Annotated in this window: 17 protein-coding genes and 6 pseudogenes; 10 read left to right on the top strand and 13 right to left on the bottom strand. The window is 72.7% G+C overall.

All coding sequences use genetic code 11. From position 1 onward, the window contains the following. Positions 1 to 169 precede the first annotated feature (169 nt). Entirely contained in the window at positions 170 to 643 is a 474-nt protein-coding gene (locus tag AB0442_RS37765) for a hemerythrin domain-containing protein (RefSeq protein ID WP_366168060.1), read from the bottom strand. Between the two features lie 222 nt (positions 644 to 865). Here AB0442_RS37765 and AB0442_RS37760 point away from each other — a divergent pair, with 222 nt between their 5' ends. Continuing rightward, positions 866 to 1,036, top strand: coding sequence for a hydrophobic protein (locus AB0442_RS37760; protein WP_366168059.1), 171 nt, complete (start codon positions 866 to 868; stop codon positions 1,034 to 1,036). A gap of 253 nt (positions 1,037 to 1,289) precedes the next feature. Further along, positions 1,290 to 1,445, top strand: a complete 156-nt coding sequence (locus tag AB0442_RS37755) for a DUF6131 family protein (protein WP_366168058.1) — start codon at positions 1,290 to 1,292, stop codon at positions 1,443 to 1,445. A 194-nt stretch (positions 1,446 to 1,639) separates the two neighbouring features. Here AB0442_RS37755 and AB0442_RS37750 read toward each other — a convergent pair. Both AB0442_RS37750 and AB0442_RS37745 read right to left on the bottom strand, forming a co-directional pair. Further along, positions 1,640 to 2,025 (bottom strand): annotated as a pseudogene (locus AB0442_RS37750) (cupin domain-containing protein); the annotation flags it as partial. A gap of 111 nt (positions 2,026 to 2,136) precedes the next feature. Further along, positions 2,137 to 2,901: pseudogene (locus tag AB0442_RS37745) on the bottom strand (zinc-binding dehydrogenase); the annotation flags it as partial. On the opposite strand from AB0442_RS37745, the pseudogene AB0442_RS37740 reads away from it, so the two are divergent. Next, positions 2,815 to 3,504 (top strand): annotated as a pseudogene (locus tag AB0442_RS37740) (transcriptional regulator); the annotation flags it as partial. The pseudogenes AB0442_RS37745 and AB0442_RS37740 sit on opposite strands and share 87 nt — an antisense overlap. 306 nt (positions 3,505 to 3,810) lie before the next feature. Here AB0442_RS37740 and AB0442_RS37735 read toward each other — a convergent pair. Together AB0442_RS37735 and AB0442_RS37730 are read right to left on the bottom strand one after the other, a co-directional pair. Continuing rightward, positions 3,811 to 3,960, bottom strand: coding sequence for a hypothetical protein (locus AB0442_RS37735; RefSeq protein WP_366168056.1), 150 nt, complete (start codon positions 3,958 to 3,960; stop codon positions 3,811 to 3,813). A 564-nt stretch (positions 3,961 to 4,524) separates the two neighbouring features. Further along, on the bottom strand, positions 4,525 to 4,875 hold the full coding sequence (locus AB0442_RS37730; protein ID WP_366168055.1) for a DoxX family protein: 351 nt from the start codon (positions 4,873 to 4,875) through the stop codon (positions 4,525 to 4,527). A 94-nt stretch (positions 4,876 to 4,969) separates the two neighbouring features. Between AB0442_RS37730 and AB0442_RS37725 the strand changes: the two genes are divergently transcribed. Next, positions 4,970 to 5,401: a helix-turn-helix domain-containing protein gene (locus tag AB0442_RS37725; RefSeq protein WP_366168054.1), complete on the top strand. Its 432-nt coding sequence runs from the start codon at positions 4,970 to 4,972 to the stop codon at positions 5,399 to 5,401. Positions 5,402 to 5,577: 176 nt separating this feature from the next. Here the strand turns inward: AB0442_RS37725 and AB0442_RS37720 are convergent. Continuing rightward, a pseudogene (locus AB0442_RS37720) lies at positions 5,578 to 5,664 on the bottom strand (aminoglycoside phosphotransferase family protein); the annotation flags it as partial. A gap of 142 nt (positions 5,665 to 5,806) precedes the next feature. On the opposite strand from AB0442_RS37720, the gene AB0442_RS37715 reads away from it, so the two are divergent. After that, on the top strand, positions 5,807 to 6,085 hold the full coding sequence (locus AB0442_RS37715; protein ID WP_366168053.1) for a hypothetical protein: 279 nt from the start codon (positions 5,807 to 5,809) through the stop codon (positions 6,083 to 6,085). A gap of 88 nt (positions 6,086 to 6,173) precedes the next feature. Then, entirely contained in the window at positions 6,174 to 8,444 is a 2,271-nt protein-coding gene (locus AB0442_RS37710; RefSeq protein ID WP_366168062.1) for a helicase, read from the top strand. A 544-nt stretch (positions 8,445 to 8,988) separates the two neighbouring features. Here the strand turns inward: AB0442_RS37710 and AB0442_RS37705 are convergent. The 4 genes and pseudogenes from AB0442_RS37705 to AB0442_RS37690 form a co-directional block, all read right to left on the bottom strand. Beyond that, entirely contained in the window at positions 8,989 to 9,165 is a 177-nt protein-coding gene (locus tag AB0442_RS37705) for a hypothetical protein (RefSeq protein ID WP_366168052.1), read from the bottom strand. Positions 9,166 to 9,555: 390 nt separating this feature from the next. Next, positions 9,556 to 9,732, bottom strand: a complete 177-nt coding sequence (locus AB0442_RS37700) for a hypothetical protein (protein WP_366168051.1) — start codon at positions 9,730 to 9,732, stop codon at positions 9,556 to 9,558. Between the two features lie 134 nt (positions 9,733 to 9,866). After that, positions 9,867 to 10,856, bottom strand: coding sequence for an SDR family NAD(P)-dependent oxidoreductase (locus AB0442_RS37695; protein ID WP_366168050.1), 990 nt, complete (start codon positions 10,854 to 10,856; stop codon positions 9,867 to 9,869). Positions 10,857 to 12,026: 1,170 nt separating this feature from the next. After that, positions 12,027 to 13,090 (bottom strand): annotated as a pseudogene (locus AB0442_RS37690) (transposase); the annotation flags it as partial. 4 nt (positions 13,091 to 13,094) lie between these two features. On the opposite strand from AB0442_RS37690, the pseudogene tnpA reads away from it, so the two are divergent. Next, positions 13,095 to 13,512 (top strand): annotated as a pseudogene (gene tnpA, locus AB0442_RS37685) (IS200/IS605 family transposase). A 167-nt stretch (positions 13,513 to 13,679) separates the two neighbouring features. Here the strand turns inward: tnpA and AB0442_RS37680 are convergent. Next, entirely contained in the window at positions 13,680 to 14,555 is an 876-nt protein-coding gene (locus AB0442_RS37680) for an NAD(P)-binding domain-containing protein (RefSeq protein WP_366168049.1), read from the bottom strand. A 98-nt stretch (positions 14,556 to 14,653) separates the two neighbouring features. Here AB0442_RS37680 and AB0442_RS37675 point away from each other — a divergent pair, with 98 nt between their 5' ends. Together AB0442_RS37675 and AB0442_RS37670 are read left to right on the top strand one after the other, a co-directional pair. Further along, positions 14,654 to 14,992, top strand: coding sequence for a helix-turn-helix domain-containing protein (locus tag AB0442_RS37675; protein ID WP_366168061.1), 339 nt, complete (start codon positions 14,654 to 14,656; stop codon positions 14,990 to 14,992). Positions 14,993 to 15,500: 508 nt separating this feature from the next. Further along, the gene (locus AB0442_RS37670; protein WP_366168048.1) at positions 15,501 to 16,334 is read left to right on the top strand and encodes a class II glutamine amidotransferase; all 834 of its coding nucleotides are present in this window, start codon (positions 15,501 to 15,503) and stop codon (positions 16,332 to 16,334) included. Positions 16,335 to 16,508: 174 nt separating this feature from the next. Here AB0442_RS37670 and AB0442_RS37665 read toward each other — a convergent pair whose 3' ends face one another. Both AB0442_RS37665 and AB0442_RS37660 read right to left on the bottom strand, forming a co-directional pair. Further along, the gene (locus AB0442_RS37665; RefSeq protein WP_366168047.1) at positions 16,509 to 17,588 is read right to left on the bottom strand and encodes a terpene synthase family protein; all 1,080 of its coding nucleotides are present in this window, start codon (positions 17,586 to 17,588) and stop codon (positions 16,509 to 16,511) included. A gap of 550 nt (positions 17,589 to 18,138) precedes the next feature. Further along, positions 18,139 to 18,582, bottom strand: a complete 444-nt coding sequence (locus AB0442_RS37660) for a MarR family winged helix-turn-helix transcriptional regulator (RefSeq protein WP_366168046.1) — start codon at positions 18,580 to 18,582, stop codon at positions 18,139 to 18,141. An 88-nt stretch (positions 18,583 to 18,670) separates the two neighbouring features. Between AB0442_RS37660 and AB0442_RS37655 the strand changes: the two genes are divergently transcribed. Beyond that, positions 18,671 to 19,108, top strand: a 438-nt coding sequence (locus AB0442_RS37655) for an alcohol dehydrogenase catalytic domain-containing protein (RefSeq protein ID WP_366168045.1), incomplete at its 3' end; no start/stop codon positions are given.

The following is a 19,108-nucleotide window of genomic DNA, read 5'->3' as shown; positions in this document are numbered from 1 at the left end:
GGGGGGGGTTTTGGGGGGTCCGCCGCGCGTTTGGTGTTTCACCCCCGGGGGGGCACGGGTTGAGGGGGGCGCGGCCCCGCCCGGGGGGGGGCCGCGGCGCTGCGCAGGCCGGTCCGTACCCTGGTGGTCTTCTGCATGCCGCCGGAGAAGGCACCCCGTCCGGGCGGGGTCACTTGGTCGCGCTGGGGACCTCGAGCGGGTCGCGGGTGGCGCTCTTCTTCGCCTCCTCCAGACGTTCGCCGAGTTCGACGAGGCGGTTGCGGCCCATGGCCTTGCGGACCTCGGGGAACCAGTCCTTCTCCTCCTCCTCGACGTGGTGGCGCACGTTCTCCATCAGGACCGTCATCTTCGCGTCGAACCGCTCGTCCGCCGGATCCATGCCCGCCAGCTCGGACAGCATCCACACCACGACGTGGTGTTCCTCCACGCTCTCCAGCACATGGTCCGTGGTGTCCGGAGCGGCCTCGCGCGCGGCCGGGTAGAACACCTCCTCCTCGATCACCGCGTGCACGGTCAGCTCCTCGATCACCCGATCGACGATCTTCCGCTTCTCCGTGTGCGCCTCGTCGTCGGCTTTTTCGAATGCCTTGAAGAGCTTCTCGACCGTCTTGTGGTCGTCCCTCAGCAGCACGATCGCGTCCATCCCGACCTCCGGTTCCGGGCACAGGTGGTTCCGTCGGCCGATACGCCTACCCGGGCGGGACCGCCCCATCCCCCTGCGCGCCCGCAGCTCCGGCGGGCGAAAGGAGGCGCGACTGAAGGCCGCCGGCCCGACGGCTCCGGACCGTGCCCGCATGTGTCCGGCACGACGGGGCAGTCGGGGCCGCAACGCGTACTGTCCACCGCCTGTGAAGGAGACCCGCCCGTGCTCGCCGTCGTCCTGGTCCTGCTGCTCGCCCTGCTCCTGTTCGGTGCCGGCTTCGCCGTGAAGGCGCTGTGGTGGGTCGCCGTCGTCGTCCTCGCCGTCTGGCTCATCGGCTTCGTCGCCCGCGGCACCACCGCAGGTGGCAGCCGCGGCCGCTGGTACCGCTGGTAGGACCTGCCGTGGCGGGCCGGCCCGCGGCCTGGGCCGGGTCTCAACCCCGACCACGCCGTTGTCCGAGGGCCGGGGCCCCCGGTGCACCGCCCGAGCATTCGAGGCGGTTTGTCCCGTCCGAGCGGCGGTATACGCCCCGTTCAGCAGGCAGGAGACCGGACCGGGGCGCCGGTCCCCTGTGGGGGGCGGTCCGGATCCGGACATCTCGCCGGGCCGTCTCCGCTTCACGCCAGCCCGCCCCAGGGAGGCCGCCGTGATCGTCCTCGGCGTCATTCTGCTCGTCATCGGCTTCGTCACCGGGATCTCGATCCTGTGGACCATCGGTATCGTCCTGGCCGTCATAGGCCTCATCCTGTGGGTCGCCGGGCTCCTGGGTCACGGTGTCGGCGGTCGCACCCACTACTACTGACGCGGCCGCAGCACGGGATGCAGGGCCGACCGAGCCCTCACTCAGAGCGCCCCACTCCGGCGGTGGGGCGCTCTGCTGTCCCACACCGCCCCCCACCATGCCGGCTACCGCTCTTCGCGCGCCGTGCTCGCGCCCGGCACCGCCCACCGGGGTGGCGGACCCGGGTGGCTGGGGGCAGGAGGTGCGGGGGCGTTGTACTGCTGCTCGGTGACGGGCTCGGCCCAGGTCGTCTCGGGCTGCCGTCGGCGGTGGCCTCCCACATGGCGATGTGCTCCATGAACCGGTCGGGGGCGGCGCCGTGCCAGTGCTCCTCGCCGGGTGGGCACACCAGGGTCTCGCCGGGGCGGGCCTCGAAGAGGGTGCCGTCGCGGGTGCCGATCAGGGCCGTGCCGGAGACGACGTGGAGGGTCTGTCCGACGGCGTGGGCGTGCCAGTGGGTGCGGGCGCCGGGGGCGAAGCGGACGAGGTTGGCGCGCATCCGGGAGGGTTCGCGTCCGGCGACGATGACGTCCCACCGGACGTCGCCGGTGAACCGGTCGGAGGGCGCCTTGCCTGTGGACCGGGGCTGGACGAATTCCACGGCGATCGGCCTTTCTCAAGTGGTGGAAGTGCTCGGGGTTCAGCCGGCGACGTGGCCGCCGCCGGCGGACACCGAAGCTCGCACCCTGCCCCGGATGAAGGTCGGCCCGGATCAGGGCTTGAGGAGGGTCTTGATCGCGCGGCGTTCGTCCATCGCCCGGTAGCCCTCGGCGACCTCGGCGAGCGGGAGGGTGAGGTCGAAGACCTTCCCGGGATCGATCCGGCCGGACAGGACGCGCTCGATCAGGTCGGGCAGGTAGCGGCGCACCGGGGCCGGGCCACCGCGCAGGCCGACGTGGGAGAAGAACAGCTCCCGCCCGTCGACGGCGACCTCGTGCGGGACGCCGACGAAGCCGACGCTGCCGCCCGGACGGGCGGAGCGCAGGGCCTGCTGCATCGCCTGGGAGGTGCCGACGCACTCCAGCACGCTGTCGGCGCCGATTCCGCCGGTCAGCTCCTTGATCCGGGCGCCGCCGTCCTCGCCGCGCCCGGTGACGATGTCGGTCGCGCCGAACTCGAGGGCGAGCTTCTGCCGGGCCCCGTGGCGGGACATGGCGATGATCCGCTCCGCGCCCCTCTCCTTCGCGGCGATCACCGCGCACAGGCCGACCGCGCCGTCGCCGACCACCACCGCGGTCGAGCCGGGCTTCACCTCAGCGGCATCCGCGGCCCACCAGCCGGTGCCCAGCACGTTCGAGACCGCGAGCAGGCCCGGCCAGAACTCCTCGCCGGGGGCGCCGTCAGTGGCGACCAGGGTGCCCCGGGCGTTGGGGATGCGGACGTACTCGGCCTGGAGTCGGTCGCCCGCGCCCTGCAACTCGACGACGCCGAGCGCGCCCACCTGCTGCACCTGGCCCGGGCCGCCGACGGCTCCGACACCCTCGCCCGGCCCCGCCGCCGCATCGGGCGCCGGTGGACGCCCCACTGGAGTCTGCAGTGGATGCTCGACGCCGTCACCGCCGGCCCGGCGTTCGTCCGCAACGGCCGCATGGACCTGCTCGCCGCCAACCAGCTCGCCCGCGCCTTCTACGCCGAGGTGTACGACACCCCAGGCAACCAGAACAACCTCGCCCGCCACCAGTTCCTCGACCCGGCCTCCCGCCGCTTCTACCCCGACTGGGACCGGGCCGCCGACATCGCCGTCGCCATCCTGCGCACCGAGGCCGGCCGGAACCCCCACGTCAAGGACCTCCACGACCTCGTCGGCGAGCTCTCCACCCGCAGCGACGAGTTCCGCACCCGCTGGGGTGCCCACGACGTGCGCCACCACGGCACCGGCACCAAACGCTTCCACCACGCCGCCGTCGGCGAACTCACCCTCGCCTACGAGGGCCTGGAGACGGCCGCCGAACCCGGTCTCACCCTCACCGTCTACACCGCCGAGCCCGGCTCCCCCGACGAGGAGGGCCTGCGCCTGCTCGCCTCCTGGGCCGCCGCCCGGGAAGCCCGTGTCCCCTCCCGCGAAGCGGCGGAGCACTGACCGACCCGCGTCCCGGGGCCTCGACCCGGCTGCACCCAGCAGCCCCACCGCGAGCAAGCTCCTCGCTCCCGGCGCGGCCTCGTCGACCGGGCCTGCGACTTCGTCACCGGCCGCGGCACGTCCTGACGCACAGGGGTCCTAGCCACGGCTTCCGGCACGGGCCGCGGGCGGCCGGACGGAATCCCCGCCCGGCCGCCCGCCGTGATCCGCCCGCCGTGATCCGCGCGCCATGCCGCTTCCGCCGCCGGGCGCACGACCGCGCCATGACGGAGTCGGCCGCGTTCACCGCTCGACGGAGCGGCGGTGTCAGCGGGAGGGCCGGGCGTGGCGGGGGCCGGTCGCCCTGTCGGCCCGGACGGCGGCGGCACGCGGGCCGCGGTGGCGGGCGGGCGAGGGGGCGGTCGCGGTCAGGATCGCCGCCAGCGCGAGCGGGATCAGCAGCAGAACCATGGCCATGCTCATGAACACCTCCGGGCGCAGGTCAACGGACAAGGCCTCCGCCTGCCCCGTCTGTGCGGGTCCATGTCATCCGACCTGCGCACCCCCCGCCGGCCCGGGCCGGCCGGAACCCACGTGCTCGCCCTCGACGGCCACGTCAGAACGGGCACCTCGCCGTGCCTCGCCCCCGCCGTGCCTCGCCCTCGCCCTGCACGAAGCGCTCAGCGGCAACCCGCTCCAGAGGCACCGGTCGTCGGCTGCTCCGCCCTGGCCGCGCTCCTCGCCGAGTCCCACACCCTGGCGCCCGGCCGGATGCCTTGCCGTCGACCGGACCGCGCAGGGCCCGGGCATGACGTCCGCCACCGTCCACCTCGCCGACGTGCGGCAGACGCTGCCCGTCCCCCTCACAACCCTCGCCCGCGCGCCCTCCTCCCGGAGGGTGCCCGGGTCCTCTGCGGCGGCATCACGCTCCCGGGCATCTCAGGGCAGGGGCGCGAGGGCCGGAGGTCGCCCGTGCCGCCGGGTGATGCGCCGGACAGCCGTAGCCGATCCGTGCCGCCCGGTCCGCGTCGTCACAGCGCATCAGAGGGTGGCGGCGTGCAGCACGATCAGGGCGACGGAGAGCACGGTGAGGACCGCTGCCGGAAACGCGCCCTTGCGGTCGCCGACGCGCAGGTGGAAGGCGACCGCCCCGGCGAAGTACAGCGTCAGACCGATCGCGGCGGCGATCCCGACGGGTCCCCACCGGAGCCCGGCGACCGCCCCGGCTGCGCCCGCGATCTGAGCGCCGACCAGGAGGGCCATCATGCTCTGCGGCACTCCGAGGGCGGACATCTGCTCGGTGATGTGCCGCGTCCGCAGGGACTTGGCTCCGGCCGACACCAGGAGAAGCGCCGACATGACCACGGTGACGACGGCAAGGGAGACGAACACGGCTGAACCTCAATCATGCGAGATGCGGGTAAGGGGCGTGCGCACCTCGACGACGATAGGCACCCGATAGGTACCTCCAGGTAACCTTCGGGGCATGAGCCTGCGACCCGGAGTTGCCTTCCTCGCCGACTGCCCCGCTCTCCTGGCGATGGAGATCATCGCCAGCAAGTGGTCCATGGTCACGCTCTTCGCGCTGACCGACGGCCCGTTGCGCCACGGCGAGCTGGTCGAGCTGAGCGGTGGCATCTCGCGCAAGGTACTGACCCAGACGCTGCGCCGGCTCCAAGCCAACGGGCTCGTCGAACGGCATGCGTACGCCGAGGCGCCGCCGCGCGTGGAGTACTGCCTGACCGATCTGGGGCGAACCCTGGAGGAACCCATCAGGATGCTCACCGCATGGGCGCAGGAGAACGGCGAGGCGGTCGTCACCTTCCGGGAAGCAGCCGGGGCGGCCGGGATCACCGAGGCGGACCAGGCGGTCCCGGCGAAGACCCCTCCTGCCGACGAGAGTCCGAACCGTTCCTGATCATGGCAGCAGGCGCCGTGACGCAACGGTCTGGCGTGCGTGGCCACGGACGCGCAGAACAGTCCCCGCCCGCCCCGGCCCGCGGCTGCACGGTCAGTCCGGCTTCTCCGTGGAGGCCCGCAGGCGGGCGCTCGCCATCCGCGTGTGTTCGGCCATAACGCGTTCTGCCTCGTCCGGTCGCGGTGGCGCCGCAGCACGCGGCCCTCGTCCAGTGCGTACACGTCGGCTGTACGGCCGGTGCCCATCAGTTCACCGATCTTCATACCGGGAGCCCATGGCCCCGACCGACGGGCGAACGCGCCCGGGGGCGAAGTGAGTTGACGGACGATTCGGCGAACGGCGGACGGACCGGGTCCGCTGCGGCGGGCACACGGTCGATCGGCCCTGGAACGTCTCGTCCGGTGCGTGGACACGTGCCGGGCCTGCCCGATCAGCGGCGACGGTCGGGCTGTCCTCGAGGAGGCGACGTCGGACGCGCACGGCGACCCGGTGAAGATCCGCAGCTTCTTCCAGGACCGCACGGCCGCCAAGAACCGAGCCGACAGTTGCCGGACCGGGCGCGCGCCGCACGCCCAGCCGGGCGCCACGACCACGACGACGCAAAAGTCGGCCACCCTGCACAACAAAAAACCGGGGCGCACTGGCGTCCCGGACATTCACCTCGTAGATTGGTGGATTCCATGAGTTCATTCGGAGCGACCCGAAAAAATGAACTCCGGAAACCTTATGGTGTCAGTATATGTGAGCGGGAGCAGAATTGTCAAACGGCGAAATTCTCCGGGAACAGGAATTCATCGATCTGCTCTGCGGGCGCCTCGCCGAACTGGAGGCACGGGCCGCCGCCGGGGTCGACGCCGCGCTGGCACAGGGCGCGACCAACGCCCAGATGCTGCTGGAGCGGGACGTGCTGGTGGCCGAGCAGAGCGGACTGCTGGCCCTCTACTCCTCCGGGGAACACGGGCTCTGCTTCGGCCGGCTGGCCTTCCGGGACGGGGCCGACCACCACATCGGCCGGATCGGGATCCGCGCCGACGACGAGGAGCGGACGCCACTGGTCGTCGACTGGCGCGCCGACGTCGCCCGCCCGTTCTACCTCGCCACGGGCCACGAGCCGATGGGCCTGCGCCGGCGGCGTCACATCACCACCGAGCGGAACCGGGTCACCGCCCTGCACGACGAGATCCTCGACCTCGACGACGCCGAACGCACCGGCCACGAGGGCGCGACCGCCGACGCCGTGCTGCTCGCCGCGCTGGACGCCGCCCGCACCGGCCGGATGCACGACATCGTGCAGACCATCCAGGCCGAGCAGGACCGGATCATCCGCGCCCCGCACCGCGGCGTGCTGGTCGTCGAGGGCGGTCCCGGCACCGGGAAGACGGCGGTGGCCCTGCACCGCGCCGCCTATCTGCTCTACGCCCACCGCGAGCTGCTCGCCCGGCGCGCGGTGCTGATCGTCGGGCCCAACCCGACCTTCCTCGGCTACATCGGCCAGGTGCTGCCCGCACTGGGCGAGACCGGGGTGCTGCTGGCCACCCCGGGCGAGCTCTTCCCCGGCGTGCGCGCCACCGGCACGGACACGCCCGAGGCGGCGGCCGTCAAGGGCGGTGCCGCCATGGCGGACGCCCTCGCCGCCCACCTCCGCGACCGGCAGGCCACGGGCTGGCCGGAGCTGCGGATCGACCACGAGGACGGCGTGCTGGTACTGGACCGGGAGCTGGTCGCTGCCGCTCGCGACCGCGCCCGCAGGACGCATCTGCCGCACAACCTCGCCAGGCCGCACTTCGCCTTCGCCGTCATCGACGGGCTCACCGCCCAACTGGTGGAGCGGATCGGCACCGATCCCTACGGCGGCCCGAACCTGCTCGGCGCCGACGACCGGGCACTGATCGGCAAGGGCGTCGCCGCCAGCGCACAGGTCCACGCCGCGATCGACGAGCTGTGGCCGCTGCTGACGCCGGAGCGACTGGTCGCCGACTACCTGGAGGAGCCCACCCACCTCCCGGACGCCGACGCCGCGGCCGTCCGCCGCGCCCCGTGCGGTCCCTTCACGGCCTGGCCGTGGACCCCGGCGGACGTGCCGCTGCTGGACGAGGCGGCGGAACTGCTCGGCGAGGACGACTCCGCCCGCCTCGCCGCGGAGGAGGCACAGCGGCAGGAGGCCATCGCCTACGCCCAGGGCGTGCTGGACCTCTCGTACGGCTCGCGCAGCCACGAGTTCGCCGATCGCGAGGACGAGGACTCCGAGCAGCTGGCCGCCCACGACCTCATCGACGCCGAACGGCTGGCGGACCGTCAGGTGGAGGCGGACGGGCGCAGCGCCGCGGAGCGTGCGGCCGCGGACAGGACCTGGGCCTTCGGCCACGTCATCGTCGACGAGGCGCAGGAGCTGACGCCGATGCTGTGGCGGCTGCTGATGCGGCGCTGCCCGACCCGTTCGATGACCCTGGTCGGCGACCCGGCGCAGAGCTCCGAGCCGGGCAGCTGCGGCACCTGGTCGGCCGCGCTGGGCCCGCACGTGGGCGAGCGCTTCGAGCGGGTGCTGCTGGACGTCAACTACCGCACCCCGGCCGAGATCATGGAGGTCGCGGCCGGCGTGGTCCGGGCGACGGACCCGGACTTCCGGCCGCCGCGCTCGGTGCGGTCGACGGGGGTCCGCCCGTGGGCGCGGAAGGTGGCGGACGCGGCGGAGCTGGCCGACGCGGTGGCGGCGTGCGTGGCGGCGGAGCCCGTCCCGGCGGACGGCGCGGGCGGGCGGCTGGCCGTGGTGGCCCCGAAGCACCTGCTCGGCGACCTGGCGGCGGCACTGCCGGGCGCCGACTCCGGGCCCGAGCCGGACCTCACCCACCCGCTGGTCCTGCTCTCGCCGACGCAGGCGAAGGGCCTGGAGTTCGACAGCGTACTGGTGGTCGAACCGGCCGACTTCGGGCGCGCGGAGCTCTACGTGGCCCTGACCCGCGCCACGCAGCGGCTGGGCGTGGTGCACAGTGCGGCCCTGCCGGAAGGCCTGGAGCTGGAGGGGCAGGCGCCGACCATGACCTGACGGAACGGGGGTCGGGCGGACGGCATCCGAATCCCCGTGTCGCCCACCCCGACAGCCGAGCGGACGAGGAATGCGTTTCTCCTCGAGATGAGGCGCACATGAGACCGCCGTGGTCACGACCGGCACGGCCGGCATCCGGCCGAAGACGGCATTCGCGCTCGTCGGCCACGGGGTACGCCGTCACCCCGGCCGGAGGGAACGCAGGCCGGGGCTCCCGGGCGGTGGCCTGGATCGACGCCACCGCCCGGCACGGCCGAGCCGGCTCCCCACCGCCGATCCCGGGGAGCGGCGACCGAGATGGCCAACGGCACCCTGACCGATCCGAGGATCGTTTCGCCCGTCCTACGGCCGACGCGGCCTTTGGTCCGCCGCAGGTTCGAGCGCTCGGCCTCCGCTTCGCCGTCCGCGGCGGCCAAGCCGTCGATCACGGCCGCCACCGACGGTGCCCCCACCGCGAGCACCGCGGAGCGGGTCCTTGCGCGGCGGGCGGTACACAGCAGCAGGCGCCGGCCACCGGCCCGCCCCCTGCACCGCGGACACCGGGTCAGCCGGCCCTCGGGCCGAGCCCCAGGGCGTCCAGAAGCATCTGCAGGTCCTGGGCGTCGCGGGCGCGCGCGGCCACCACCGCCCGCACCCGGGCGGCCGTCGCCTCGTCGAGGCCGTGGTCCGCGGGTTCGATGATGTCCGCCAGCGTGGCGAGGTCGCGGTTTCGAGCCGGCATCGGCGCCTTCCCTCACATTTCCATCGGATGCGAACCTTTCAGGCTACTGCTGCCCTCCGGCGATCGAGGAATGTCCTCGGCGCGCAAGGGTCGGCTCAGGACGTGCGGAGAGCACCGAGGTCGGAGGGCGCAGCGTTGCCCTCTCCCGCCTGCCGGCGCGGGGCACGCCTCGGCGGACGACGAGCCGCCGCCGGTGGCATGCCGTGGCCGCACCGGGCCCACGTCGTCGTTCCGCTGCTCGGCCTCCTCGTCGTTGCCGAAGCGCGGCGCCGTCCAGCACCTCCCGCACATGGGCCAGGCCCGGCTCCGGTCTGCGGGCCGGTCCGCGGCGCGCGTGGGGTCCAGGACGTGCTCTCCTCGGACGGGCTCCGCCCCAGGCAGCTCGGATGCCTAGGACAGCGCCTCCCCCAGCTTCTGCAACCCTTCGGAGACGAGCCCCCGCGGATCGAGACGCCGTCCGGCAAGGTACCCCGCGACGGCGAGGGCCCACCGCCCCTTCTTCAGTCGCCCGAGGACGTACCCGACGACAACCGCTATCCCGAGGGCGATCTTGGTAGTGATCTTCATCAGGTGCTCCCTTCGCTCGTGCCCATCGCCTGGGCAGTGCCGTGCGGAAGGTGAGACACCCTGCCCGGCCGGGTACACACCGCTTCTGGCCGAGGTCGGCCGGTGCGTAACCACCATCGGTGCCCCGTTCGGGGCTACGGTGCCGGCCGGTCACGATCCGGCGCCGATGCGAGGTCGGTGAGGTGGTCCCACAGCTCCTGGCGGGCGGCGTCGCTGTCCGGTCCGGCGCCGAGCGCGTAGGTGGTGGGGCGGGGGCGGCGGTCGTGCCACAGCAGACCGGTGGAGTGCAGGGCCTCGGGTGCGGCGCCGAGCCACACGACGGTGTCCGCGCCCTCCTCCGGGGTGCGGATGATCGGCCGGGTCACCGCGCGGAACAGCGGCATCCACTGCCGCACGCCCTTGGTGTCGGCCCAGCCCGGATGCATGGCGTGCACGTGGATGCCCTGGCCGGCCAGCCGCCGGGCCCACTGCTCGGTGATCACCATCTCCTCGCGCTTGGTGCGCGCGTACACCTTCTTCGGGCCGTACCGGCCGTGCAGTGACTGCAGGTCGCCGGTGGGGATGCGCTGGTCGTACTGGCCGCCCGAGGTGACGTTGATGACGCGGGCCGGCGCGGAGCGCGCCAGCAGCGGGGCCAGACCGCGGATGAGCATCCACGGCGCGAGCACGTGGGTGGCGAAGTCCAACTCGACGCCGTCCGCGCCGAAGCTGCGCTCGTCCGGCATCACGCCCGCGTTGTTGACCAGCACGTCGAGCCGCGGCTCGCCGCTCAGGAACGCCTCGACGAAGGACCGCAGTTCGGCCCGGCTCGTCAGGTCGCAGGCGACCGGCACCGCCGCCGGGGCGCCGGGGCCGGCACGTTCACGGGTCAGCCGCACCGCCTGCTCGGCCCGCAGCCGGTCGCGGGCCAGGACCCGCACCGAGGCACCGAGCCCGGCGAAGCCCGCCGCCGCCGCGAGACCGATGCCCGACGCGGCCCCGGTCACCAGCACGACCTTGCCGTCCATGCGCGGCGGGTCCGCCGGCCAGGTGGGCAGGCGCCTGCGCGCCCGCAGGCCGACGTTCCCGTAGCCCAGCACCACCGTGCGGTCGAGCGCCGTATCCACCACCGAAGCCACCGACATGCCCCACGCCTGCCCCACCGGTCATCGCCCACACCTCGTCGGGGTCGACCCGCCGTGCCCTGCCCGCGGACGCCCCTGGCGTACCGGGCGGAGGGGCGCGGCCCGGGATCCTGGCCTCCGCCCCTCCTCGAACGGCGCCCCGCCGCCGCATGAGCCCGGCACGGTCCGAACGACACCGGCCCGTCCGTCGCCGCCGCCTCGCCCCGCCCCGTGACACTTCAGCGGTCCGATGCGCTTGACTTGTACAGGACGCCGAAGCCGGATGCCGGCTCCGGGCGCAACGGGCACACACGGGGAGGGCGCCAGGTGTCGGCTGGAGCGGAGGGCGGAGAGCCGATGAAGCCTGCGTGGCCCGATCCGGTCAGGAGTGAGCCGCACGGGCCGGGCCGAGGACCGGGCACCGGGCTGTGGAGCGAACCGGGAGCAGGCCGCCTGGAACTGTTCGCCGGGCCCCTCGACGGTTCCTATCTGGATGTCCTCCCGCTCACCCTCACGGAGATCGCCGGCGGCGTGGTACTGGACTCGGGCGAGGGCTGCACCCACCCGGGCGGCTTCTCCGTGTACCGCTGGTCTCCAACGCATCCGGGGCGGATGTGTTGGGAGGGCGACATCGCGCCGTAGAGGGTCGCGCGGCAGCAGTGCTCCTGGCGGGGCGCGGCCGGGCGGCGGGGGTGAGTCAGCGCAGGGGCGCGGCACCGGGGTGTGAGAAGGCCACGGCGGGCACAGCGGCGGGGCGCTGCAGCGGCAGGGCGGCGGGAGGTTCGTTCCCGGGTGGTGCCTGGAACTGCACCGGGCCGACCGGCGGGAGCTGCCGGCGGGCCCGCGGACCAGCGGTGGCAGGTGGCTCGCATGGAGATCCGGCGGGCTGTCGGCGACGGTGATCATTCGTCACACGGGCAGTGTCACCCGACGGCGGAGAACCAAACGGGAGAGGAACGGGCCGCAGGCCTCGTGCAGCCAGGCCCCGACGCGGACGGCAGAACGGAAGGAACACCGGGGTCGCCGACCGGTCCCCGTGAGCCTCTCGCGCAGCACGGCAGGGAGCCCGGACCCACGGCTCAGGGCCGGCGCAGGTCGGTGCGCGCACCTGGTGATCTTGTCAACTTGACCCGGCCCTGAGGGGCCGGGCTCGGAGGTAGCGTCCAACTGGCTGCTGGGTGGGCTCCTCCGTGCTTGTGATGGGCGGTTGCGCCGGTCGATGTGGTGGCACTGGGAGCATTGCCGGCTGGTGTACGCCGGGTCGACGTACACCAGCGGCACTCCGGCCCGCTTCGCCTTGTACTCCACGAAGGCGGCGAGCTGGTGGAAGCTCCACGAGTGCACGGTGGTCCGCTGGTCCTTGCGGAGCCGTACCCGGCTGCGGATGCCCGTGAGGTCTTCCAGGGCGATTGCGGAGCCGGTGCGTTCAGCGGTGGCGACGATGGTCTTGGCGACGATGTGGTTGACGTTGGCGGTGTGCCGGGCTTCCTTGCGAGAGCGCTTCTTGAGGGGGCGCTTGGCGGCCTTGGTGCCCTTGACCCGGAGCTTCCTGCGGAGGTCGAGCTGCCGCTTGCGGTGCCGGTTCAGGCCGCGCCCGGCGGGGCGGTACCCGGTCGAGGTGGTGGCGATGTCGGCGACACCGAGGTCCACTCCGACGAAGCCCGCCGGGTTCTCGTTCAGCGCAGCCTCGGGCACCTCGCAGGTGGCGATCAGGTAGAACACGCCGTCGCGTTCGACCAGGTCCGACTCGCCCTGCCGGTGGTCGCGGAGCATCGTGAGCGCGTCCGCCGAGCACGCGAAGCGCACGTCCTTGAGGCGTCCGGCCGTCGTCCGGATGCTCACGGTCTGCCGGTCCAGCTGCCAGGACAGGCAGCGATCGTCATAGGGCTGCGCGGCTGCGGGACGAAACGCGACCGGCTTGGACTCCGCCTTGCGGCGGCGCTTGGAACCGGGCTCACCGAGGTTCCCGGCGCGGATGTTCGCCTTCAGGGTGGTGTAGGCGTCACGGACCTTCTTGATCACATGCTGGGCGGCCTGCGCTCCCAGCCCGCGCGCCTTCAACTCGGCGTAGGTGTGTTCGCGCAGCTCGTACTCACGCGGGACCCCGCGCTCGAACGCCACCTCCGACACCCGGCACGCAGCCTCGTTGACCGTGCGCAGGGTCGCCCGGAGCGCGGCCGCCTGGCCGCCTCCGGCGACAGTTTCACCTGCACCACGACCTTCACGGAGTCGACCCTAGCGCCGACCCCTGTCATCCGGATGGGAACCAAACCCCGACATCCGCCGGGTCGAACGGTCGTCCACACCCTCCGTGCCCACCTGGTCTTCACGCCCGAGCATTGGCGTGGTCCGTTCACCGACGAGATCCTTGGACACTGCGAAGAGATCATGCGCGCCGGCGGTGTCGACTTCGAAACCGAGCCGGTCGAGTTCAACGGCGAACGCGATCATGTCCATTTCCGGGTGCACTACCCGCCCGAGGTCGCGATCTCCCGCCCGGTCAGATCCCTCAAGGGCGTATCAGCCCGCAGGCTCCGCCATGAGTTTCCCGGGCCACATCCGCAAGTGCCTGTGGGATGAGCACTTCTGGTCTCCCAGCTACTTCGCCGCTTCCTGCGGCACCGCACCCCTGGAGATCATCAAGGAGTGCATCGAGAACCAGAAGCGACCAGGCTGACCGCCGCCCCGGAGGCGCAGAGCCCTCCGGCGCTCCGCGCCTCCGGGCCAAGGATGCGATTCCTCCCGGCCGTGAACGGCCGGGGTTCCTCGCAAGATCCCCGCTGAATCATGCGGTGTGCCTGGCGCCAGGTGGGGGTTTCGGCGCGGTGATGCCGCTCCGGGAGGTCAGAGCAGGTCGACCAGGCCGGTGCCGTCCTCGCTGCCGTGGCCGGCCTCGAGCCGTCGCTCCATCAGTTCCATGTAAGGGATGAGCAGTTCGGGGCTGACCCCCTGCTCATCGGCGGTGCGCAGCAGGGTGGCGTTGCCGGCGACCATCATGGCGAGGTTGGATGCCACGTCGGAGGTGTAGTCGCCGCTCTCCAGCCGTGCGGCGGTGAGGTGGACCATGCTCCCCATCGCGCCGATCCAGTCGACCAGCAGCGGGGCGAGGTCCCGCGGTGCGACGTCCTCCTTGCGGATCAGCGCGAAGGCGTGTGTGACGCCGGCGAACATGCCGGTCATCGCGCTGAGCAGTGCCACGTCGTGCAGGGCGGCGAAGCCGGCGTCCTCGCCGACGTAGGTGGCGCCGGCCGGTGCCTCCAGGGCGCTGCGGTGGTCGTCGAAGAGGGCGCGTGAGCCGCTGTAGAACACGTAGCCGCCGGCCTCGCGGATGCCGATCATCGGTGGGACGGCCATGATGCCGCCGTCGAGGAAGCGGGCGCCGCGCCCGTGGGCCCATTCCGCTCGCGTGCGGGCCTCTCCGGGGGTCGAGGTGGTGAGGTTGACCAGGTCCTTGCCGTGCAGGTCGATGCCTGCCAGTGCCTCGCCGACCGACGCGTCGTCGAGCAGACAGGCCACCACCAGGCGACTCGCGGCGACCGCCTCGTCGGCGGTCCGGGCGACCGTGGCGCCCGCTGCGGCGAGTTGCTCGGCCTTCGCGGGGGTGCGGTTCCAGACGGTCAGGGGGTGTCCGGCGGTGAGCCAGGTGCGGGCGAGTGCCGTACCCATGGCGCCGAGGCCGAGCAGGGTGATCGGGGTCTTCTCGAAGGTGTTGTCGTCCATGCCGATCAGGCTCGTTGCAGACTGTGGAACGATCAAGTACCCACTTCGGAGTGGGTGGTTACCCGGAAGTGAGTGAGCAGGTGGGAGGGGTGGGGGCGATGGCGACCGTGCGGCGGGCGGGGGCGCACGTCTGCGGACTGGACGCGGCGGTGGAGGTGATCGGCGGCAAGTGGAAGGTGATGGTCATCTGGGCGTTGAGTGAGCGGCCCCGGCGCTTCGGCGAGCTCCGCAGGCTGGTGGCGGGGGTGACGGAGAAGGTGCTCGCCTCCCACCTGCGGGAGTTGGAGGCGGACGGCATCGTGCACCGCGAGGTGTACGACGAGGTTCCGCCCCGGGTGGAGTACTCGCTGACGGCGCGCGGCCTCTCGCTCAACGATGCGCTGGAGCCGCTCTCCGTCTGGGGCCGGGACAACGTCCTCACCCCACCGGGCGATTAGGACCTGCCCGGCCCGGCGGCGCCCTGCCGCGGACGGCGCTCCGGTCGGTTGCGGCGGGGGCCGTGAGCGGGGTGCGGTGGCAGACGGCGACGAGGTGGGTGCGGTGCATTCGCGCAGGGCGGGGAAACGGTGCCGGCGCTCGGGGGTGAGGATCAGGCATCGGGTGTTCGGACCGGGCCCGGGAAACCGGCCGGGCGGCCGGCCGACCGCGGCGGAGGCCGGGTGGGCGGCGGCTGCCGAGGCGCGTCTGCGGTTCCGTGTCGGCGGGTGAACGGCGCATCTCGGCCTGTCACTGTGATGAACGTGCCGATATGACTCGGTGCAGTACTGCGGGCGGTGAACAGTCGGGCAGCTCGTGTGAGAGCATCCCTCCTCGTGGTTCGCCGGGCGGGCTCTCGTCCTGCACCGCCCCCGGGAACGATCGATAATTTCTGCAGTGACAGACGTCCGCCGGTGTTCTCTCGTCGAAGGGACATGCCGGGTCGCCACGTCCGCAAGGAGGTCGACCATGTGCCGATGGCTCGCCTACTGGGGGTCTCCTGTCCGGCTGACGGATGTGCTCTACACCCCGGTCCACTCGCTCATCGATCAGAGTCTGCATTCCAAGCTCGGAGCCGAGACGACCAACGGGGACGGCTTCGGGATCGGCTGGTACGACGGGACCGACGTGCCAGGGGTGTTCCACAGCACCGAGCCGGCATGGAACGACACCAACCTGCGCGAGGTCTCGGCGCACACCACCTCACCGCTGTTCTTCGCGCACATCCGCGCCGCCATCGGCTCTTCCGTGCAGCAGACCAACTGTCACCCGTTCCGGTACGGGCGGTGGCTGTGGATGCACAACGGCTTCATCGACGGGCTCGGCGACATCAAGCGGGAACTCGCCTTCGAGATCGACCCCGCACTCTGGCTGAACATCAAGGGCACGACCGACACCGAGCTGATGTTCTACCTGGCACTCACCTTCGGGCTCGAGGACGACCCTCCGGGCGCCGTCGAGCGCATGATCGGGTTCGTCGAGGCGCGCGGCCGCGAGCACGGACACCGGTTCCCCTTCCAGGGAACGATCGCGACCAGCGACGGCGATTCACTGTGGGCGTTCCGGTATTCGAGCGCGGGCCGGACCCGATCGCTGTACTTCAACCGGAGCGTCCCACAGCTCAGGAAGATGTATCCCGACCGGGCCGTCCTGCGTGAGGCGGCTGACGATGCGCGCCTGGTGGTTTCCGAACCGATCGGGGACCTGCCCGGCGCCTGGGTCGAGGTTCCGGAGGCCACCTACGGCGTGGTCAGCAAGGACCGGGAGGAACTGCTCTCCTTCGCTCCCCGAACTCCTGCTTGACGGGGAGGCGGAGGGCCGGTCCGGGGGACGGTGCACCGGCAGCCGACCCGCCCTCGACGCCACGCCCCGAACGGCGACAACCCCGACCTCGTCGTCACGGGCCAGGCCCTCCGCCTCCCCTGACGCCCTGTCCGCGGCCCGAGGCAGGAAGGAGGCGGGAGGCGGGACGAAGGTTCAGAGAACCGCATCACCGTTCACCGGTGTCCGCCGAGAGCGCCGACCCACCGCCCTCCACGTGCGGCGTGCGGGGGAAACCAGGACGCTGCGAAGAGCGCGGTGCGCCCGGTGCGGGGCTCTGGGTGCCGGGTAGCGGGCGCTGGTGCCCGTCCACGTGGTGAGGGCCGTGCGGAACTGATCGAGGAGCAGGGCGAAGCGGCGGGTGTCCAGGACCAGGTCCGGGTGGTCGGTGGTGGCGGTGCCGGCCTCGGGGAGCGGCCCGGCGGGGAAGCCGCGCCTGACGGCCGAGTACAGCCACCGGAAGCGCCGTTCCTCCGCCTCGAGCCGCTCGCTCACCTCCCGGCGCGCCTGCTCCAGCGAGAGCCCGTCGTCGGCCATCCGGGCGGCCACGGCGTTGAAGGCCTCGCCCTCGCCGGTGCCGCCCGCGAGGTCGTTCGTGAGGATCCCGCAGGTCGAGAAGGCGTCGAGAAGGTCGTGGACCACGGGGTCTGTCCAGTGCGGTGTGATGCACTGGCCGGCGAGTTCGCACCACATGGCGGCCAGCAGCATCCCGCCGTCGGCCGGCCGGAGCAGCAGGTACTCGTGCAGCGTTGGTGTCCGTCCCGGCCGCAGGTAGTGCACCAGCTTGTCGCGCGCCGCGACGATCCAGGCGTCCAGTTGCTCGCGGTAGCGCTGCCACCAGTGGTCGGGCATGGCCGCCCGGGTCTGCCGGACCAGCTCCGCCAGCGCGTGGACGACGGGGTGCTCGTAGGGTGCGGGCCGCTCGCTCCCGGCGGCGACACGCCGCAGCGAGTGGGTGAGTCGCTCGATCGCGTCCGGCGGGGCGTCGGCACCGAGGCCTCCGTCCAGGAGGTCGTCGGTGGTCCACGTCCACAGAGCCCACCGCACGGCCAGGCGCAGCGGGGGCCCGCCGGCGGTCGGCCACGCCTTGAGGCACAGGTCCACGTAACCGTGCGCGAGGTACGCCTCGGGGGCCGGGTGCAGGCCGTACTGTCGCAGGAAACCGAGCGCGTCAGCGGGCAGGTCGGCGCGTAAGGCCTCCCGCGGCTGCGGGCCGGGCCGGTGGAAGTCGGTCAACGGTCGGAACTCCTCGTGCAAAGGGATCCGCGCCGGCCGGGCCTTCTCGGCGGCCGGCACGAGGGGCATGAGCCGTCTCACGCGCCGACAGACCAACGACCGTCCGGCCACACCGGTGCGTTTCCGCACCACGCCGCAGGGCTCGGCGCAGGAAGCGAGGTGAACGCGGCGGCCGCACAGGCCGATCGCTCCGCCCTTCCCCGCCTCCTGCGCCGCGGGTGCTCGACTGCCGCCAGGCCGCTGGCATGCGGCAGGCCCGGCCCGTCCAGGAGGAGGAAGGCCGGGTCCTGACCGGATGCAGCGGGCCGCGGTCGGGTCCCACTGCGGGGATCACGAGCGGCAGGTGGAGGGTTCCGCCCGCGGGATCGGCCGCGTCCATCGGCGCAAGCGCCACGCCCGGCCCCTGCTTGTCCGCCCTCCGGCCGACCGCCGGGCCGCACCGCTCGCAACGCCCGGGGCATCCCCCGGTCCCCACCGCCCACGGTCCCGCTCCCGCTGCCGGCGGATCTCCGGTTCACGTCACCAGGGTCTGCCCGTCGATCCCGTGGGATCAGTCCGGGCTCTCCGGTGCCGTGTGGAGCCGGTTCAGCAGGGCGATCAGCTGTTCCTGCTCGTCCGGGGTGAGTGGTGCCAGCAGTTCGGCGTTGGCGGCTTCGGCCAGGGTGCCGCAGCGGGAGAGGACGGCTGCGCCCTCCGGGGTGACGGTGACGGCGTTCTTGCGGCGGTCGGAGGGGTCGGGGGCGCGCAGGACGAGGCCCTGCTGCTGGAGGTGGTTGAGGATGCCGACCATGTCCTTGGGGTCGACGGCCAGCCGGCGGCCCAGGTCGGCCTGGGTGACCGGTCCGTACTCGGCGGTGGCGGCCAGCACCGCATGGTGCATCAGCTTCAGCCCCTCCGCCGCGATCGCGTCGGCGACCATGCCCCGGCCTCGGGCCGCGACACGGCCGATGAGCCACGTGGGCAGGCCCTGGATGCGCTGGAGGTCCGTGGTCATGGGCTCACCCTATCCAAAGTCGTTGGACTTCCCCATGACATGCGCCCTATCGTTGGGATGCCCAATGATTTCGGATCGGGGAGGTCCTGTGCTGCGCATTCGCCATGAGGTCGACGGTGGGCCCGAAGTGCTGTTCGCCGAGGAGGTCGACCGACCCGAGGCAGGTGCCGGGGAGGTTCTGATCCGGGTCGAGGCGGTCGGGGTGACCCTGCCCCCCGTGCGCAAGGTTCGCGAGGGCTGCGAGCCGGTCCCGCTCGGAGGCGAGGTCGCCGGGAAGATCGTCGCCCTGGGTGCCGGAGTCACCGCCTTCAGCGTGGGAGATCGCGTCACCGGGCTGTGCTTCGCGGACGCCTACGCCGAGTTCGCGGTCCTGAACACCGCCATGGCTTCCCCGGTTCCGGACGGCGCGGCCCCCCGGGTGGGGGGGGCGGGGGGGGGCCGCGGGGGGGTGGGGCGCGGGGGCGACGAGAGGTCGGGAGAGGGGGGTGTTGGGGGAGAGGGTTTTAGTGTAAGTGTTTATATAGGG

This window comes from Kitasatospora sp. NPDC085895, from assembly GCF_040702125.1.
Lineage (GTDB): Bacteria > Actinomycetota > Actinomycetes > Streptomycetales > Streptomycetaceae > Kitasatospora > Kitasatospora arboriphila.
This window is presented reverse-complemented; position numbering and strand designations above follow the sequence as displayed.

What these genes read in the sequence shown, in the direction of transcription:
- AB0442_RS37765 (WP_366168060.1), bottom strand. Translation starts at nt 643, where the DNA reads ATGGACGCGATCGTGCTGCTGAGGGACGACCACAAGACGGTCGAGAAG.
- AB0442_RS37735 (WP_366168056.1), bottom strand. Translation starts at nt 3,960, where the DNA reads ATGGCCATGGTTCTGCTGCTGATCCCGCTCGCGCTGGCGGCGATCCTG.
- AB0442_RS37725 (WP_366168054.1), top strand. Translation starts at nt 4,970, where the DNA reads ATGAGCCTGCGACCCGGAGTTGCCTTCCTCGCCGACTGCCCCGCTCTC.
- AB0442_RS37705 (WP_366168052.1), bottom strand. Translation starts at nt 9,165, where the DNA reads ATGCCGGCTCGAAACCGCGACCTCGCCACGCTGGCGGACATCATCGAA.
- AB0442_RS37700 (WP_366168051.1), bottom strand. Translation starts at nt 9,732, where the DNA reads ATGAAGATCACTACCAAGATCGCCCTCGGGATAGCGGTTGTCGTCGGG.
- AB0442_RS37695 (WP_366168050.1), bottom strand. Translation starts at nt 10,856, where the DNA reads ATGTCGGTGGCTTCGGTGGTGGATACGGCGCTCGACCGCACGGTGGTG.
- AB0442_RS37680 (WP_366168049.1), bottom strand. Translation starts at nt 14,555, where the DNA reads ATGGACGACAACACCTTCGAGAAGACCCCGATCACCCTGCTCGGCCTC.
- AB0442_RS37675 (WP_366168061.1), top strand. Translation starts at nt 14,654, where the DNA reads ATGGCGACCGTGCGGCGGGCGGGGGCGCACGTCTGCGGACTGGACGCG.
- AB0442_RS37670 (WP_366168048.1), top strand. Translation starts at nt 15,501, where the DNA reads ATGTGCCGATGGCTCGCCTACTGGGGGTCTCCTGTCCGGCTGACGGAT.
- AB0442_RS37660 (WP_366168046.1), bottom strand. Translation starts at nt 18,582, where the DNA reads ATGACCACGGACCTCCAGCGCATCCAGGGCCTGCCCACGTGGCTCATC.